Origin of the sequence: Maribacter sp. (assembly GCF_016744255.1) — a bacterium.
Lineage (GTDB): Bacteria > Bacteroidota > Bacteroidia > Flavobacteriales > Flavobacteriaceae > Maribacter_B.
Genome location: NZ_JADGES010000045.1, coordinates 1 through 18448 on the forward strand (window position 1 = coordinate 1; position 18448 = coordinate 18448).

The window sequence follows — 18448 nt, forward strand, 5'->3', positions numbered from 1 at the left end:
ATGTATAAACTATACAGGAATTTGGGTGGTAGAATTAAAACTTAAAGTTTAACCAGTTTTGTAAAACCTTAAATTGTTTTTCTATGTTATGCGTAGATAGTTTTCTGTTTAATTCTTCTGATAAGGAGTAAACTTTAAATTCTTCATCTACCACATATTCTTTTTCTGTAGATCCTGTATCGGTAGTAGCGCTAGATGTCTCAATAGCATTTTTCTTCTGCTTGGCTTTAAGGATTTCCAATTCCCGTTCCATGGCTTCAATATCTATTCCATGAACATACCTATCATAAAGTTTTATTCTTAAAAAATAGACAACGGGTATAACCACCATGCAAATAGGAATTACCCACCATATATTTTCAGTATCTACCACATCATCCGAATCAAAAAGAACTTCAAAAAGTTGAAAAGCATACATTGCTATAGGGATTATAATGATATGGTACCACCAATTTTTTGAAGTAAAAAACCAAATTATCATTAGACATAATGGAATTATTTTAAGAAACAAAAACCAAAAATATACGGACACACTATGAAACCCACCGTTATCAATTGTAAAACCTAGTATGGATATTGTAGCACTTGGGTCATCTGGAAAATAATCGTAAAGCTTATGCAAGAAAGGAGTGACTGCTATAAAAAAAACAAAAATAGATTCTAAAATTATTTTTGCTTTAGCTTTTTTACTTGTAGAATTATTTATCATTAGGCAGAGATTCTTTTCTGCTAACGATTAATTTTAAAAAAAAGTATAAAAAAAAGAGCATTTAACATTGCTCTTTTTATTTTCAATAAAAATATTTCTCTAATGATTAACAGGCTTAGCGTGTTTTTTATCAATCCCTTGCTCGTATAACTGATCATCATCTGATGAAGTGTTAGGGGAACAAGAAAATGCCATTAAAGTAACCAATGCTGCACATGCAAAAATAATTTTTTTCATTTTCTAAGGTATTTAGTTAGATATTCGGTGTTCTTCTCATTACGAATGTAACTAAAAATATTTGTAAAAAATGCATTTAAACGTTAAAATTCAACACTTTACCGTAAAAAAGTGAATTTAATCGATGTTTTTTAATAGTTCAAAAAAAACATCGAGTTAAATTTCTATTTTTCGGTTTACAGCATTTAGTATTTCAATTTTAATATTGGTAGTGTTTTCTGGGAGATAAGAAGGTATTTTTTCTGGCCATTCCATAAATATATAAACATCTTTATTAAAATAATCTTCTAGCCCAAAGTCTAAAGCTTCATTTTCATCATTTAAACGGTAAAAATCAAAATGATAAGCTACTAATTCTCCATTTTCTCCTTCATATTCATTGACAATACCAAAAGTGGGACTATTTGTTGTGTCTACAACTTCTAATTTTTCAGCTAGAGCTTTTATTAATGTAGTTTTTCCAGCGCCCATTTCTCCATAAAATGCTAAAACTTTAGAAGGAACATTTCTTAAAATTTCTTCTGCAACCTCTGCTACTTGATCTTCGGAGTATATTATTGTCATATTAAATTATTTAGGTTCTAATACCACAAAAGGAATAATCATTTCTTCTAAAGAAACACCACCATGCTGGTAGGTGTTTCTATAGTAGTTTACGTAATGATTATAATTATTGGGATATGCGAAAAACAAATCATTTTTTGCAAAAATAAAAGAACTACTCATATTTATACTCGGTAATTGAATATTCTTTGGGTTGGTGGCAGCAACTACTTCTTTGTCTTCATAACTTAAGCTACGCCCTGTTTTATATCTTAAATTTAAACTTGTTTCTTTATCTCCTATTACTTTGGAAGGGTGTTTAACGTTTATGGTTCCGTGATCTGTAGTTATAATTAGTTTCATTCCCATATTCTGGGCTTGTTGAATTATTTCGAGCAAGGGTGAATTTTTAAACCAGCTTTGCGTTAAGGATCTATAGGCTTTATCATTACTGGCTAACTCTTTAATAACTTCCATTTCCGTTTTGGAATGCGAAAGCATATCTACAAAATTATATACAATAGCAGTTAGGTCATTATCCTTTTGCGATTTAAAATTTTGAGAAAGGTGTTTTCCTTGTTTTAAGCTACTTATTTTGTGGTATTCCCATTTTAGATCCAAGCCCAAGCGCTTTATTTGAGCGCCAAGAAATTTATCTTCAAATAAGTTTTTACCACCCTCATCCGTATCATTTTTCCACCATTCTGGATGTCTCTTTTCCATTTCTAAAGGCGTAAGACCAGAAAAAATGGCATTCCTAGCGTATTGCGTTGCCGTTGGTAGAATACTTAAATAAGTAGTTTCTTTAGTTTTTTTGTAGAAAGAATTAACAGTATCTTCAAAAGCACACCATTGATCAAAACGAAGATTATCAATAACAACTAGCAATGTTTTGTTGTCTTTAAGTTCTGGAGCTATCCATTTTTTAAACAGGGTATGCGATAGTACAGGAGCATGTCCACTTGTAAACCAGCTTTCATAATTTTTATCAATAAATTTAGAAAAATGACTGTTTGCTTCGGCTTTTTGTGATTCTAGTATTTCGAACATACTACTGTCCTCTATTTCTTCTAACTGAAGCTCCCAATAAATCAATTTTTTATAAAGGTCTATCCACTCTTCAATAGTATTTACCATGGATAAATCCATTGCAATTTTCCGAAATTCTTGTTGGTAATTAGCTGTAGTTTTTTCTGAAATCAGCCTGGAATGGTCTAAGTTTTTCTTAAGAGATAATAGTATTTGATTGGGATTTACTGGTTTTATAAGGTAATCTGCTATTTTAGAACCAATAGCTTCTTCCATAATAAGCTCCTCTTCACTTTTGGTTATCATTACCACAGGCAAGGAAGAGTTCAATATTTTTATCTCATTCAAGGTTTCTAAACCAGATATTCCGGGCATGTTTTCATCTAAAAAAACAATATCAACCCGTGTTTCTAAAAGTTCTTCTAAAGCTTCCTGTCCACTTTTACAGGTAATAACAGTATAATTTTTTGCTTCGAGGAATAAAATATGAGGTTTTAGCAAATCTATCTCATCATCTACCCATAGTATTATGATCTTGTTCATTTAGTACTTATATTTGTGCGTAAATTATATTGATTTTGATAACATCTAATAAACTTAAAATATTTAATGATCCAATTTACGGATTTATTAGAATTCCTAGTACTTTAATATTCGATCTAATTGCAGATCCTTATTTTCAGCGATTAAGACGTATCTCTCAAATGGGTTTGTCTTATTTGGTTTACCCAGGAGCGCATCATACCCGTTTTCATCATGCTCTTGGTTGTATGCATTTAATGCAGAGAGCCATACAAGTACTTCGTTTTAAGAAAGTTGAGTTATCTAAAGAGGAGGAAGAGGGGCTTTTAATAGCTATTCTTTTACATGATATTGGCCATGGCCCTTTTTCACATGCGATGGAACATAGTATTGTAGAAGGTGTAAACCATGAACATATTTCATTGTGTTTTATGGAAGAGTTAAATGAAAGGTTTAACGGAAGTTTAACGCTTGCTCTAGAAATATTCAATGGTAAGTATCCAAAAAAATTCCTAAATCAATTAGTCTCTAGTCAGCTAGATATGGATAGATTAGACTACCTTAAAAGAGATAGCTTTTATACGGGAGTAGCCGAAGGAAATACCAATGCAGAAAGACTAATTACGATGCTAAATGTAATAGATGGGGAGCTAGTACTAGAGGAAAAAGGCATTTATAGCGTAGAAAAGTTTATTATGGCTCGTAGGTTTATGTACTGGCAGGTGTATTTACATAAAACAGGGGTGGCAGCAGAGCAATTACTAATGCGTATTTTAAAACGATCAAGAGAATTAATTTTACGTGGAGAGGTTTTAGATTGTAGTAAAAATTTACTTTTCTTTTTAGAAAACAAAGTGGATATTAATAATTTTAATTTAGATATTTTAATAAAGTTTTCTAAACTAGATGATATAGATATACTTTCCGCGATAAAAAATTGGCAAGAAAGTAGCGATTTTGTATTGTCAGAACTGTGTCAAATGGTAATAAACAGGAGATTATTACATGTAAAAGTTAAAAATGAGCCTATTTCAGAAGCCAAATTAAGCAAACACTTTAAAAAATTTCAAGAAAAAAATAGCCTAACAGAAGAGGAAACAAAATATTTTGTGTTTACAGGTGAAATTAAAAATAAGGCCTATAATAAGGATTACCAGACTATTAACATCCTTAAAAAGAACGGAAAAGTTAGCGATGTAGCTAAGTTATCAGACTATTTAAATATTAAAGCAATATCTAAAACGGTAACTAAATATTATATCTGCTACCCCAAAGATTACGTTTAACTATTTTTCTTACTTTTGTGCTCATGGTATTTACAGCAGGTCAAATTGCAGGCATATTAGAGGGGGAAATTCAAGGAAACCCTGAAATTGCCGTTCACAAACTAGCGAAAATTGAAGAAGGAGAAAAAGGTTCATTAACTTTTTTAGCTAATCCTAAATATACGCCACATATATATACAACCAAGGCTTCTATTACAATAGTAAATAAAGATTTTATTCCAGAACAGGTTTTATCTACTACTTTGATTAGGGTAGATAATGCTTATGAATCTTTTTCTAAAATATTAGAATATTATAATGAAGTAAAGAATAATAAGCAAGGAATTGAAAATCCTGTGTTTATTTCGGATACGGTAAAATATGAAGAAGATGTTTATATAGGAGCATTTGCATATATTGGGGCTAATGTTGTTCTTAAGAAAAATGTTAAGATTTATCCTAATGTATTTATTGGCGATAATGTTACTATAGGAGATAATTGTACTATTTTCCCAGGAGGCAAAATTTATTCAGAATCTATAATTGGGAATAATTGTACTATTCATAGTGGGGCTATTGTTGGTTCTGATGGTTTTGGGTTTGCCCCTAATAAAGATGGGTCTTTCAGTAAAATTCCTCAAACAGGGAATGTCATTTTAGAAGATAATATTGATGTTGGTGCAGGAACCACTATCGATAGAGCAACATTAGGCTCTACGATAATCAGAAAAGGAGTAAAGCTAGACAATCAGATACAAATTGCCCACAATGTAGAGATTGGCGAGAACACGGTTATTGCTGCTCAAACCGGTATTGCAGGATCCGCCAAAATAGGAAAAAATTGTATGATTGGTGGACAGGTTGGTATTGTTGGGCATATTACCATTGGTGATAATGTTAGAATACAAGCTCAATCTGGTATCGGAAGAAATGTAAAAGATAATGAGATATTACAAGGGTCACCTGCTTTAAATTATGCAGACTACAATAAGTCTTATGTACATTTTAAAAATTTACCTAAAATAGTAAGTGAAATAAATCAATCGGAAAAAAAGAATCATTTTGAATAAACAAAGAACAATAGGAAAAGAAGTTACTCTAACCGGTGTAGGCTTACACACAGGAGAAAATGTAACCCTTAAATTTGTGCCAGCACCAGAAAATCATGGATATGCTTTTAAACGTGTAGATTTAAAAGATGAACCTATTATTGAGGCAGATGCAAGCTATGTTGTAAACACACAACGAGGTACAAATTTAGAAAAACATGGTGTAAAAATACAAACATCAGAACATGTTTTGGCAGCTTTAGTTGGTTTAGAAATAGATAATGTTTTAATAGAGTTAAATGCCCCAGAACCGCCAATTATGGATGGTTCCTCTAAATTTTTCATTACATCTTTAGAGGATGCAGGTATTGTGGAACAAGAAGCGATACGAGAAGAATATATTGTTAAGGATGTTATATCCTATAAAGATGAAGCAACTGGTAGTGAAATAACCGTTATACCTTCAGATAGTTATATGGTTACTACAATGGTTGATTTTGGTACTAAAGTGCTTGGTACCCAAAATGCAACTTTAGAAAAATTAAGTGATTTTAAAACAGAAATTGCGGATGCTAGAACGTTTAGCTTTCTTCATGAATTAGAAGCTTTATTAGAGCATGGACTTATTAAAGGAGGAGATTTAAACAATGCAATTGTGTATGTGGATAAAGAAATCTCTGAGGAAACCATGAAAAAATTACTGAAAGCTTTTAATAAAGATAAACTTTCGGTAAAAGCTAATGGTATTTTAGACAACTTAACGCTACATCAACCAAATGAAGCTGCAAGACACAAATTGTTAGATGTAATTGGAGATTTAGCTCTTGCAGGAACACGTATTCGCGGAAAGATAATTGCAAATAAACCAGGACATTATGTAAATACGCAATTTGCTAAGAAAATTGCTAAAATCATAAAACTAGAAAAGCGTAATAAGATTCCTACCTATGATTTAACATTACCTCCTTTAATGGATATTCATCAAATAATGGATATGTTGCCTCATAGACCTCCATTTTTGTTAATTGATAGAATATTAGAGCTTTCGGATACACATGTTGTAGGTATGAAAAACGTTACCATGAATGAACCCTTTTTTGTGGGTCATTTCCCTGGTGCTCCAGTAATGCCCGGAGTTCTACAAGTAGAAGCTATGGCTCAAACAGGAGGTGTTTTGGTATTGAGTACAGTGCCCGACCCTGAAAATTACTTAACATTTTTCATGAAAATGGATAATGTGAAATTCAAACAGAAAGTTCTACCAGGAGATACTCTAACATTTCATTGTAGCTTAATAACTCCAATACGAAGAGGAATCTGTCATATGCAAGCTTATGCGTATGCCAATAATAAATTAGTTTGTGAAGCAGAATTAATGGCACAAATAGCTAAAAAGAAATAATATGAATCAACCTTTAGCCTACATACATCCAGGAGCTAAAATAGCAAAGAATGTTGTTGTAGAGCCATTTACAACAATACATAATAATGTTACTATTGGCGATGGTACGTGGATAGGATCCAATGTTACTATTATGGAAGGCGCCAGAATTGGTAAAAATTGTAACATTTTCCCTGGGGCGGTTATTTCTGCCCCTCCTCAAGATTTAAAATATGACGGAGAAGAAACCACAGTAGAAATAGGTAACAATACTACCATTAGAGAATGTGCTACCATACATAAAGGAACTTCGGACAGAATGAAGACTGTTATTGGTAAAAACTGTTTAATAATGGCTTATTGCCATGTGGCGCATGATTGTTTAGTAGGAGATAATTGTATTTTTTCTAACAATTCCACTCTTGCAGGCCATGTTACTATTGGTAACAATGTAATATTAGCTGGGTTAGTTGCTGTACATCAATTTGTATCCGTAGGACAGCATGCTTTTGTTACAGGTGGATCCTTAGTACGTAAAGATGTACCTCCATTTGTAAAAGCAGCTAGGGAGCCTTTATCTTACGTAGGTATTAATTCCGTAGGGTTAAGAAGAGGAGGAATACCATCAGATAAAATAAGAGAGATTCAAAATATTTATAGAATCTTGTATCAGAAAAATTACAATAATACGCAGGCAGTTCAAATTATTGAAGCTGAAATGGAAGCAACTCCAGAACGAGATGAAATACTTCAGTTCATTAGAGATTCGCAACGTGGTATTATGAAAGGATATTTCAGCAACAATTAAATAGATAACTAATTTTACCAAAAAGGTAAACTAACAAAATAACATGGCATCAACATCAGATATTAGAAAAGGATTATGTATTCGTTATAGTAACGATATTTATAAAATTATTGAGTTTATGCACGTGAAACCAGGAAAAGGTCCTGCTTTTGTAAGAACAAAATTAAAAAGTGTTTCTACAGGAAAAGTTTTAGATAACACTTTTTCTGCTGGTCATAAAATAGAAGATGTACGCGTAGAAACACGTTCATACCAATTTTTATATCCTGAAGGAGAAACGTATCATTTTATGAATACAGATGATTACAATCAAATCACTCTAGAAAAAAGTGCTTTAGATGCTCCAGGATTATTAAAAGAGGGAACTGTAGTAAAGATTATGTTCAACACAGAAGATAGCATGCCTTTATCTGTAGATATGCCTGCAAGTGTTGTTTTAGAAGTTACATATACAGAACCTGGTGTAAAAGGAAATACCGCTACGAATGCAACCAAACCTGCAAAAGTAGAAACAGGAGCAGAGGTAAATGTTCCATTATTTATCAATGAAGGAGATAAAATAAAAGTAGATACGGAGAAAGGTGCCTACATGGAAAGAGTAAAAGAATAACAATTTTTTACAATGAAATTTCCCAAATCCCACACTTTAAAAGAAATCTCCCAAATAATTCAATCCCAATATGTCGGAGAGGATGATTTTGTGGTAACAGGCATGAACGAAATTCATGTGGTAGAATCAGGAGATATCGTATTTGTAGACCATCCTAAATATTACGATAAAGCATTAACTTCTAAAGCTTCCATTATTTTAATAAACAAAAAAGTGGAATGCCCTAAGGGAAAAGCCTTGTTAATATCGGATGACCCTTTTCGAGATTTTAATAAACTCACAAACCATTTTCGTCCGTTTCAGTATTCTAATAGTGCTATCGCCGAAAGCTCTAAAATAGGAGAGGGAACCATAGTGCAACCAAATGCATTTATTGGGAATAATGTAATAATCGGGAAAAACTGTGTAATACATTCTAATGTAGCAATTTATGATAATTGTATTATCGGGAATAATGTAACTATTCATGCAGGTTCTGTTTTAGGTGGAGACGCGTTTTATTACAAAAATAGACCGGAAGGATTTGACAAACTAAAGTCAGGAGGAAGAGTTGTTATTGCTGATAATGTAGATATTGGAGCTTTATGTACTATTGACAAAGGAGTAACAGGAGACACCACAATTGGGGAAGGAAGCAAATTAGATAACCAAGTACATGTAGGACATGATACGGTTATTGGCAAAAAGTGCTTAATAGCGTCCCAAACGGGTATAGCAGGTTGCGTTATTATAGAAGATGAAGTTACATTATGGGGGCAAGTAGGAACCAATAGTGGTATAACTATTGGCAAAAAAGCCGTTATTATGGGACAAACAGGTGTAACAAAATCTGTAGAAGGAGGTAAAAGCTATTTTGGTACTCCAATCGAAGAATCGCGTGAAAAGCTGAAGCAACTAGCCTATGTAAAGAAAATTCCAGAGCTTATAAAAAAGATGGAAAAATAAATTTACAACAAGATAATTTTAAAAATCATTTACAAACACATATTTTTGTGCAGTTCAAAAAAAAATAAAAAATCGTATGAGTGTTCTAGTTAACAAAGATTCTAAAATAATAGTACAAGGATTTACAGGAAGTGAAGGAACTTTCCACGCTGGTCAAATGATAGACTACGGGACTAATCTTGTTGGTGGTGTTACTCCTGGTAAAGGAGGGCAAGAGCATTTAGGTAAACCTGTTTTTAATACCGTACTAGAAGCGGTTGAGAAAGTAGGAGCAGATACCACTATAATTTTCGTTCCACCAGCTTTTGCTGCAGATGCAATTATGGAAGCTGCTAATGCTGGAATAAAAGTTATTATTACTATTACAGAAGGAATTCCTGTTGCTGATATGGTAAAAGCATCCAACTACATAAAAAATATGGATTGTAGATTGGTAGGACCTAACTGTCCTGGTGTAATTACTCCAGGGGAAGCTAAAGTTGGTATTATGCCTGGTTTTGTTTTCAAAAAAGGAAATGTAGGTATTGTATCTAAATCTGGTACATTAACATATGAAGCTGCTGACCAAGTAGTTCGTCAGGGGTTAGGAATAACAACTGCCATAGGTATTGGTGGTGACCCAATTATAGGTACTACAACAAAAGAAGCTGTAGAACTTTTAATCAATGACCCAGAAACAGAATGTGTGGTTATGATTGGTGAAATAGGAGGGCAGTTAGAAGCAGATGCCGCTAAATGGTACCAAGAAAGTGGAAGTAAGAAGCCTATTGTAGGTTTTATTGCTGGTGAAACTGCTCCAGCAGGTAGAACAATGGGGCATGCAGGTGCTATAGTTGGTGGTAGTGATGATACTGCACAAGCTAAAAAAGCTATTATGAGAGAATGTGGAATACATGTTGTAGATTCTCCTGCCGAAATAGGGCTTAAAGTGAAAGAAGTAATGGCATAAATAACACTTAAAGTGTTAAATATTTTACAATAAGGGCTTACATTAAATCCATCATTCTTACATTAGAATGATGGATTTTTTTTACATCCTGTTTTAGAATTAGTTCCCCTTAATATTACGTAAATTACATTAGACTAATTTTATAAATCAACTTCAATGAAAAAAGTACTTTTAAGCTCTATTTTTAGCCTTCTATTTTTAGTTAGTTGCAAAACGAGCTCCGAAAAAGAGATTTATTCCTCTACAACAGTAACAGACGCTAATGGTTTTTCCTATGAAACAGTAAAAGATGACCCTACAGGTTTACGACTATACACTTTGGAGAATGGATTAAAAGTCTATTTAGGAAAAAACACAGAAGAACCTAAAATACAAACCTTAATTGCAGTACGAGCAGGCTCCAAATATGACCCTGCAGATAATACAGGTTTAGCACACTACCTAGAACATATGGTGTTCAAAGGAACAGATAAAATTGGTACTCAGGATTTTGAAAAAGAAAATGTTTTATTAAAAGAAATTTCTAATTTGTATGAAGCTCATAAAACCGAAAAAGATACCATAAAGAAAAGGGAAATCTATAAAAAGATTGATTCCGTTTCTTTAAAAGCTTCCAATATAGCAATCGCAAATGAATATGATAAAATGGTTGGTTCACTTGGAGCCGAGGATACTAATGCCTTTACTTCTAACGAACAAACCGTTTATGTAAATAAAATACCATCTAATGAAGTAGATAAATGGTTACGTGTAGAAAGTGAGAGATTCAAAACTTTGGTATTACGTCTTTTCCATACGGAGCTAGAGGCTGTTTATGAAGAATTTAATCGAGGACAAGATAGTGATGGTAGAAAACAATATTATGCCGTTCTAGAAGGATTGTATCCAAACCACCCATATGGTACACAATCTACCATTGGTAAATCTGAGCATTTAAAAAACCCTTCTATGGAGGCTATTCATAATTATTTTGAAACATACTATGTGCCAAATAATATGGCAGTAATAATGGTTGGGGATATTGATTTTGATGAAACCATTAAAAAAGTAAATACTGCCTTTGGGGATTATGAAAAAAAGGAAGTTACACACCCAACTTTTCCAGAAGAAGCTCCATTGGCAAATTCTATTAAAAAAGAAGTGTATGGACCAACAGCGGAATCTATCTATGTAGCTTTTAGAACCAAAGGAAAAGGCGATAAGCAAGAAGTAATGGTAACATTAATAGATTATATGTTAGCCAATTCTAGTGCTGGTTTAATAGATTTAAACCTGAATCAAAAGCAAATGGTACAGAATGCTTCTTCCTATACCAATTTCGATAATGATTACGGTTTTCATTTACTTTATGGTATGCCAAAACAAGGGCAGACTTTAGATGAAGTTCGCGATTTATTACTAGAACAACTAGATAAAATTAAAAAAGGGGAGTTCGAGGATTGGCTATTAGGAGCTGTTGTAAATGATTTACGTTTATCCAAAATTAAATCTTTTGAAAAATCTTCTTCTACAGCATACGAATATTTAGATGCCTTTATTGGGTTTCAAGATTGGAATAACCGTTTAAGTATGTTAGATGAAATGAAAAAAATTACCAAAGAAGAAGTAGTTGCTTTTGCTAATGAGTTATACGGTGATAATTATGTAGAAGTACATAAAATTAAAGGAGAAGACAAAAATATTGTAAAAGTTCAGAACCCAGGAATAACACCAATTAAATTAAACAGGGATAAAGAATCTAACTTTTTAAAAGAATTCAACTCTGTTTCTTCGCCAAATCTTAAACCACAATATATAGATTATAAATCTGCTATTAAAGAAACAAAAACTAAAAATGATTTAAAAATTTCTTATATAGATAACCCTAATAATGATATTTTTAATTTGAATATAATCCTGGATATGGGTAAAGACAACGACCCAATGGTTTCTTTGGCTGCTGGTTATTTAGATTATTTAGGAACGGATAAATATTCTCCAGAGCAATTAAAACAAGAATTTTATAAAATTGGTATTAACTATTATGTAAATACAGCTAATGACAAAACGTACGTTGGTATTTCTGGTTTAAAAGAAAATTTAAATGCCGGGTTAGAATTATTAGAACACTTATGGGGAAATGCCGTTCCTGATCAAGAATCTTATGATAAATATGTGGATAAAATTCTAAAGGGAAGACAAGATTCTAAAACCCAAAAAGGGAATATATTCTGGAACGGACTTATGAGTTATAGTAAATATGGAAATGAATCTCGTTTACGAGATATTTATACCATGTCGCAATTAAGGGCTATAACTCCTAAAGAATTAGTAGAGAAAGTAAAAGAGCTAAAAGAATACAAGCAACGAATTTTTTACTATGGCAAGGATGTAAATAAAGCCATTGCGTCATTAGATAAAAATCATGCTATCAATGTTAGTGCATTAAAAGACTACCCAGAAAGAAAAAAATATACAGAAAAAGAAACCGGAGGTAATGTGTATTTCGTAGATTATGATATGGTGCAGAGCGAAATGTTACTATTAGCCAAAGGAGCAGAGTTTGATGCTAAAAAAATGGCAATTTCCAGATTGTTTAATACCTATTTCGGAAGCGGATTGTCTTCCATTGTTTTTCAAGAAATAAGAGAATCTAAATCTTTGGCTTATTCTGCATTTTCCAGTTATAATAACGCTAGGGAAAAAGGAGACTCTGATTATGTTATGGCCTATGTGGGAACCCAAGCCAATAAATTACCGGAGGCTGTAGATGCTATGATGGAGCTTATGACTAATATGCCAGAGGCAGAAGAGCAATTCAACCAAGCAAAAGAAGCTACTTTAAAAAAGATTGCTGCGCAGAGAATTACAAAATCTAATATTTTCTGGACCTATGAGTCTTTAAAGAAAAGAGGGTTTGATAACGACAACAGAGAAGAGCTTTACAATGCGATTAAAGACATGACATTAAGTGATTTAAAAACCTTTTTCAATAGTAACATAAAAGGAGAAAATTACAATGTAATGGTAATAGGAAACAAAAAAGATATAGACTTTAAAGCATTGAAGAAGTTAGGTAAAGTACAAGAAATGGATGTAGATAAACTCTTTAATTACGAAAAATCGGCACCAGTAAAAGGCTAAACCTATAATTAAAACAAAAGCCCTCTCATAATTTATGAGGGGGCTTTTTAATTGGTATATTTGTTATACCAACTTTTAAATAACAAATTAGGCTAGTATGAAATTATTAGAAGGAAAAAACGTAATTATTACGGGGGCAAGTAGAGGAATAGGAACGGGAATAGCACAAGTATTTGCAGACAACGGCGCAAATGTTGCTTTTACATATAGTTCTAGTGAAGCTCCTGCTTTAGAATTAGAAAAAGAATTAAGTAGCAAAGGAGTAAAAGCCAAAGCATATAAAAGTAACGCAGGAAGTTTTAGCGAATCCCAGGAATTGGTAGCCAAAGTTCTAGAAGATTTTGGTGGTATAGACGTATTAATTAATAATGCAGGTATAACAAAAGATAATTTGTTAATGAGAATGAGCGAGGAGGATTTTGATAAAGTTATCGAAATTAATCTTAAATCTGTTTTTAACATGACAAAAGCAGTGCAACGTACCATGCTTAAACAGCGTAAAGGCTCTATTATTAATATGAGCAGCGTTGTTGGTGTAAAAGGAAACGCGGGACAAGCAAATTATGCTGCTTCTAAGGCAGGAATGATTGGTTTTACAAAATCTATTGCCTTAGAATTAGGGTCTAGAAATATACGCTGTAATGCAGTTGCACCAGGTTTTATAGAAACGGAAATGACTGCTAAATTAGAAGATAAAGTAGTGCAAGGATGGAGAGATGGAATTCCTTTAAAAAGAGGAGGTGCTCCTGAAGATATAGCTAATGCATGTTTATTCTTTGCATCCGATTTATCGGGCTATGTTACCGGTCAAGTTCTGAATGTAGATGGAGGAATGCTTACTTAATATTTTAAATACTACTTATGATTTACGTAACAACAGAAACTATTGCTGGTAAAGAAATTGAAACAACTTTAGGGGCAGTTAGAGGAAGTACAGTAAGAGCCAGAAATATTGGTAGAGATATCTTCGCTGGTCTTAAAAATATTGTAGGAGGAGAAATATCGGAATACACCAAATTATTAGCAGACTCCAGAGAGCAAGCTATTAAACGCATGCTAGATGATGCACAAGCTTTAGGGGCAGATGCAGTCGTTAATGTTCGTTTTACAACTTCTCAGGTTATGCAAGGAGCTGCAGAAATGCTAGCGTATGGTACTGCTGTAAAACTGAAATAATCTAAAAATGGGTTTTTTTCCCTTTGTTATAATCTTTTTATTATATGGCGGTTTGCTTGCTATTCTAATTTATTTGATAGTTAAAAGAATCGAAGACAAAAAGAAAGAAAATTTCGAGAATAGAGATAATTAATACATGCAAACACAAACGGTACTATTTATTATTCTGGCTGCTATAGTAGCCCTAATTCTAGTACTTTTTCAATATTATTACAAACAAAAAATAAAAGGAAAGACCACAATTGGTCTTTCCTTTTTACGATTTATATCCATATTCGGAGTTTTATTACTTTTAATAAATCCTAAGTTTACCAAAAATAAATACCAAGTAGAAAAAGCAAACTTGGTTCTTTTAGTAGATAATTCTTCTTCGATTAAAAAAGAAAGTAAAATTGTAAATACCACACTGAAAGAATTACATTCAGATAAGGCATTAAAAGACAAATTTAATATTAATACCTATTCTTTTGGTGAAAAATTTAAGATTAAGGACTCTCTTTCTTTTATAGAAAGAAACACCAATATCACTAAAGCTTTACAAACCGCGGAGGATATTTACGCTAGAACAAATACTGCTGTTATTTTAATAACAGATGGCAATCAGACTATTGGTAGAGATTATGAGCATTTAAAAGTAAAAAAAGATTTTCGGATATTTCCTATTTGTATAGGAGACACTACTAGGTATGATGATATTAAAATTGAACAGATAAATAGCAATCCGTATTCCTTCTTAAAAAATAGGTTTCCAATTGAAATTGTAGTTAATTATAATGGGAAAACCAAAATAAATAAGACACTTAGTATTACTATAGATGGTAAAAAAGAATATCAAGAAAACATTAGTTTTTCAGAAAACAATAACTCAAAAACCATAAGTACCACTTTAAAAGCTAGGAGTATTGGCGTAAAACCTATTAGTGTTTCTATAGCTGCCCTAGAAAATGAAAAAAACCGCTTTAATAACCAAAAATCTACATATGTAGAAGTTATAGATGAGACTACGAAAATAGGTATAGTTTCTTCCATACTTCACCCAGATATAGGGGCTTTAAAAAAGAGCATTGAAGTTAATGAGCAACGACAAGTATTTTTAATTTCTCCTAAAGCAGATACAGCAACTTTAGAAAAAATAGATTTATTTATTTTATACCAACCAAACCCTTCTTTTTTAAATATCTATAATTTTATTAATAAAAAACAAGCTACTTCTTTTACTATAACTGGTATTAAAACAGACTGGAAATTTTTAAATAGTATTCAGAAAAATGTAGTCATACAAAATGGGTATCCTATTCAAGATGTTTTACCTAAATTAAATCCTACCTTCTCTAAATTCGATATTTCTGAATTTAAAATAGAAGAGTATCCTCCTTTAGAATCTAATGCAGGACCCATCACTATAAGTAAGAATATGGAATCTATCTTAAAAATGACCGTAAAGGGGATTGATATTGATAATCCTTTACTTATGGTTTCCGAAAATAATCTTAAAAAAGAAGCTTTCTGGTTTGGAGAGAATATTTGGAAATGGAGAGTTCAAGAGTATAGAAACACCCAAAACTTTAGAAATTTTGATACTTTTATAGGAAAAATTATAATCTACTTAACGAGCACTAAAAATAAGAGTCGATTAAATGTGGATTATAAATCCATATATAAAGGAAACAATGAAGCAAAAATAACAGCCACTTATTTCGATGAGTCTTTTACTTTTGATTCTAATGTTAATATTTTAACCACTATTAAAAACAAGGATACAGGAGTAAAAAAGGAAATTCCTATGCTTTTAAAATCTAATTTTTTTGAAGTAGATATTTCTAACCTAACACCTGGAGATTATAGCTTTAAGGTTTCTTTATTAGATAAAGGTTATTCCAAATCGGGCACTTTCACTATTGTAGATTTTAATGTGGAAGAACAATTTTTATCTACTAATGCAAAGAAATTAGAAACTTTAGCCAGTAATGCAAACGGTCGTATGTTTTTCCCGAATGAGGTTACAGAATTAAAAAAACAATTATTGACTAATAATGCCTTTTTTCCAGTACAAAAGAGGACTGAAAATATTGTACCTTTGGTAGACTTTAGAATTCTTTTGGGTATTATTGCATTAGCCTTAGCTCTAGAATGGTTTTTAAGAAAATATAACGGTTTAATTTAAAAAATAAGATAAATGGATAAGTTACCTAAAATTGCAATACCCGTAGTATTTGCATTAATTGTATTAGCAATATTAATCTCTAAATCAGCAGTAACAATAACTTCTGGACAGGCCGGGGTATTATACAAAACTTTTGATGGTGGAGTAGTAACTGATAAGCCTGCAATGGGTGAAGGATTTCATCTTGTTGCTCCATGGAATGACGTTTTTGTTTATGAAGTAAGACAACAAGAAGTATTTGAAAAAATGCAAGTACTTTCTTCTAACGGATTAGAAATTAAGTTAGATGCCTCTGCATGGTTTCAGCCTAAAATAGAATTTCTTGGAAAATTACATCAAGAAAAAGGGAAAGAATACATTCAAAGAGTGCTATTGCCAACTATTCGTTCGGCAGCAAGAAGTGTTGTAGGTCGTTATACACCAGAACAATTATATTCTAGTAAAAGAGATGCTATTCAAGCAGAAATTTATGAAGAAACAAAGAAAATTGTAGATGGACAGTATATTCAGTTAAATGAAATTTTAGTGCGTGATGTAACTTTGCCAGGTACTATTAAAGAAGCTATTGAACGTAAGTTAAAGCAAGAGCAAGAATCTTTAGAATATGAATTTCGTTTAGTAACTGCCAAAAAAGAAGCAGAGAAAGTAACCATTGAAGCACAAGGTAAAGCTGATGCTAATAAAATTTTAAGTGCATCTTTAACAGATAAAATTTTACGAGATAAAGGTATTGACGCAACAATTAAGTTATCCGAGTCTCCAAATGCAAAAGTAATTATTGTTGGTGGTGGCGAATCAGGCTTGCCTTTAATTTTAGGGAATAACTAAATTACTGTTAGGTTTATTAAGAAAATATGAATAGTTGTTAAAAAAATGATTTTTAATTTTTTTAGATTAAAATAAATTTTACTTTTACAGTATCATGAAAAATACAAATACACATCATCATTTTCATACTGGCTCTCAAGCGAGGTGATATTGTATTGTGTAAACTAAATATATATAACCCGTTTGAGAAATCAAACGGGTTTTGTTTTTTTAATCCTTTTGGTTTCCGAGCAAAATATAAAAAGAATGACTAAAATTAGAATTGCAATTCAGAAATCAGGACGTCTTAATCAAGATTCCATAGAAATACTAAAAAACTGTGGTATATCTATAGACAATGGCAAAGACCAGCTTAAGGCATCTGCCAGAAACTTTCCTATGGAAGTTTTTTATCTTAGAAATGGGGATATTCCGCAATACCTTAAAGATGGTGTTGTAGATATAGCTATTATAGGCGAAAATGTTTTAATAGAAAAAGGAGAAGGAATCGCTTTTGACTTAAGGCTAGGTTTTTCAAAATGCAAAGTGTGTTTAGCTGTACCTAAAGCAGTGGAATACCCTTCTGTTACTTATTTCGAAGGAAAACGTATAGCTACTTCGTACCCAAATACGGTAAAAGAATATTTAAATAAACAAGGAGTTAAAGCAGATATCCATATAATTAATGGCTCTGTAGAAATAGCTCCTAATATTGGTCTAGCCGATGGTATTTGCGATATTGTTTCTAGTGGCAGCACTTTATTTAAAAATGGCTTAAAAGAGGTTGAAGTGATGTTAAAGAGTGAAGCAGTACTTGCTGTATCCCCTAAAATATCAGAAGAACGTAAAGAAATACTTGAAAAATTACAGTTTAGAATTCAGGCAGTATTAACGGCAAGACAGTCTAAATATGTTCTTTTAAATGCTCCTAATGACAAATTAGATGAAATTATATCTTTATTACCTGGCATGCGTAGCCCTACTGTATTACCATTGGCTGAAGAAGGTTGGAGTTCTGTACATACCGTTATTAATAAAAATAAATTTTGGGAAGTTATAGATGAACTTAAACAAGCAGGAGCAGAGGGCTTATTAGTTTGCCCTATTGAAAAAATGGTATTATAGTTTATG

Annotated in this window: 17 protein-coding genes; 13 read left to right on the top strand and 4 right to left on the bottom strand. The window is 32.1% G+C overall.

Annotation, left to right across the window (positions count from 1 at the left end; translation table 11 throughout):
* Positions 1–34: 34 nt before the first annotated feature.
* The 4 genes from QZZ51_RS09195 to QZZ51_RS09210 form a co-directional block, all read right to left on the bottom strand.
* Positions 35–709 (bottom strand): hypothetical protein, encoded by a 675-nt coding sequence (locus QZZ51_RS09195; protein WP_291868932.1) that lies wholly within the window; start codon positions 707–709, stop codon positions 35–37.
* Positions 710–808: 99 nt separating this feature from the next.
* Positions 809–946, bottom strand: coding sequence for a hypothetical protein (locus QZZ51_RS09200; RefSeq protein ID WP_291868934.1), 138 nt, complete (start codon positions 944–946; stop codon positions 809–811).
* A 156-nt stretch (positions 947–1102) separates the two neighbouring features.
* The gene (gene tsaE, locus QZZ51_RS09205) at positions 1103–1510 is read right to left on the bottom strand and encodes a tRNA (adenosine(37)-N6)-threonylcarbamoyltransferase complex ATPase subunit type 1 TsaE (RefSeq protein ID WP_291868935.1); all 408 of its coding nucleotides are present in this window, start codon (positions 1508–1510) and stop codon (positions 1103–1105) included.
* Positions 1511–1516: 6 nt separating this feature from the next.
* Positions 1517–3061 carry a bifunctional response regulator/alkaline phosphatase family protein gene (locus QZZ51_RS09210; protein ID WP_291868937.1) on the bottom strand — a complete coding sequence of 515 codons (1545 nt, stop codon included), beginning with the start codon at positions 3059–3061 and terminating at the stop codon, positions 1517–1519.
* 35 nt (positions 3062–3096) lie between these two features.
* Between QZZ51_RS09210 and QZZ51_RS09215 the strand changes: the two genes are divergently transcribed.
* The 13 genes from QZZ51_RS09215 to hisG all read left to right on the top strand — a co-directional run bounded on the left by QZZ51_RS09215 (position 3097) and on the right by hisG (position 18442).
* On the top strand, positions 3097–4326 hold the full coding sequence (locus QZZ51_RS09215) for an HD domain-containing protein (protein ID WP_291868939.1): 1230 nt from the start codon (positions 3097–3099) through the stop codon (positions 4324–4326).
* Between the two features lie 23 nt (positions 4327–4349).
* Positions 4350–5375 (top strand): UDP-3-O-(3-hydroxymyristoyl)glucosamine N-acyltransferase, encoded by a 1026-nt coding sequence (gene lpxD / locus QZZ51_RS09220; protein WP_291868941.1) that lies wholly within the window; start codon positions 4350–4352, stop codon positions 5373–5375.
* A complete protein-coding gene (locus tag QZZ51_RS09225) occupies positions 5365–6756 on the top strand; it encodes a bifunctional UDP-3-O-[3-hydroxymyristoyl] N-acetylglucosamine deacetylase/3-hydroxyacyl-ACP dehydratase (protein ID WP_291868982.1) in 1392 nt (463 codons plus the stop codon). The genes lpxD and QZZ51_RS09225 overlap by 11 nt, the downstream gene beginning before the upstream one ends.
* A 1-nt stretch (position 6757) precedes the next feature.
* The gene (gene lpxA, locus QZZ51_RS09230; protein ID WP_291868943.1) at positions 6758–7543 is read left to right on the top strand and encodes an acyl-ACP--UDP-N-acetylglucosamine O-acyltransferase; all 786 of its coding nucleotides are present in this window, start codon (positions 6758–6760) and stop codon (positions 7541–7543) included.
* A gap of 43 nt (positions 7544–7586) precedes the next feature.
* Positions 7587–8153 carry an elongation factor P gene (efp, locus tag QZZ51_RS09235; RefSeq protein ID WP_291868944.1) on the top strand — a complete coding sequence of 189 codons (567 nt, stop codon included), beginning with the start codon at positions 7587–7589 and terminating at the stop codon, positions 8151–8153.
* Between the two features lie 12 nt (positions 8154–8165).
* On the top strand, positions 8166–9098 hold the full coding sequence (locus QZZ51_RS09240) for a UDP-3-O-(3-hydroxymyristoyl)glucosamine N-acyltransferase (RefSeq protein ID WP_291868946.1): 933 nt from the start codon (positions 8166–8168) through the stop codon (positions 9096–9098).
* Between the two features lie 76 nt (positions 9099–9174).
* The gene (sucD, locus tag QZZ51_RS09245; protein WP_291868948.1) at positions 9175–10047 is read left to right on the top strand and encodes a succinate--CoA ligase subunit alpha; all 873 of its coding nucleotides are present in this window, start codon (positions 9175–9177) and stop codon (positions 10045–10047) included.
* 156 nt (positions 10048–10203) lie between these two features.
* Positions 10204–13170 carry a M16 family metallopeptidase gene (locus QZZ51_RS09250; protein WP_291868950.1) on the top strand — a complete coding sequence of 989 codons (2967 nt, stop codon included), beginning with the start codon at positions 10204–10206 and terminating at the stop codon, positions 13168–13170.
* A 97-nt stretch (positions 13171–13267) separates the two neighbouring features.
* Positions 13268–14014 (top strand): 3-oxoacyl-[acyl-carrier-protein] reductase, encoded by a 747-nt coding sequence (fabG, locus tag QZZ51_RS09255; protein WP_291868952.1) that lies wholly within the window; start codon positions 13268–13270, stop codon positions 14012–14014.
* 17 nt (positions 14015–14031) lie between these two features.
* Entirely contained in the window at positions 14032–14346 is a 315-nt protein-coding gene (locus QZZ51_RS09260) for a YbjQ family protein (RefSeq protein ID WP_291868954.1), read from the top strand.
* 136 nt (positions 14347–14482) lie between these two features.
* Entirely contained in the window at positions 14483–16510 is a 2028-nt protein-coding gene (locus QZZ51_RS09265) for a vWA domain-containing protein (RefSeq protein WP_291868956.1), read from the top strand.
* 12 nt (positions 16511–16522) lie between these two features.
* Complete coding sequence (locus QZZ51_RS09270) at positions 16523–17338, top strand: prohibitin family protein (RefSeq protein WP_291868958.1); 816 nt, start codon at positions 16523–16525, stop codon at positions 17336–17338.
* Between the two features lie 246 nt (positions 17339–17584).
* Positions 17585–18442 (top strand): ATP phosphoribosyltransferase, encoded by an 858-nt coding sequence (hisG, locus tag QZZ51_RS09275; RefSeq protein ID WP_291868959.1) that lies wholly within the window; start codon positions 17585–17587, stop codon positions 18440–18442.
* Positions 18443–18448 lie beyond the last annotated feature (6 nt).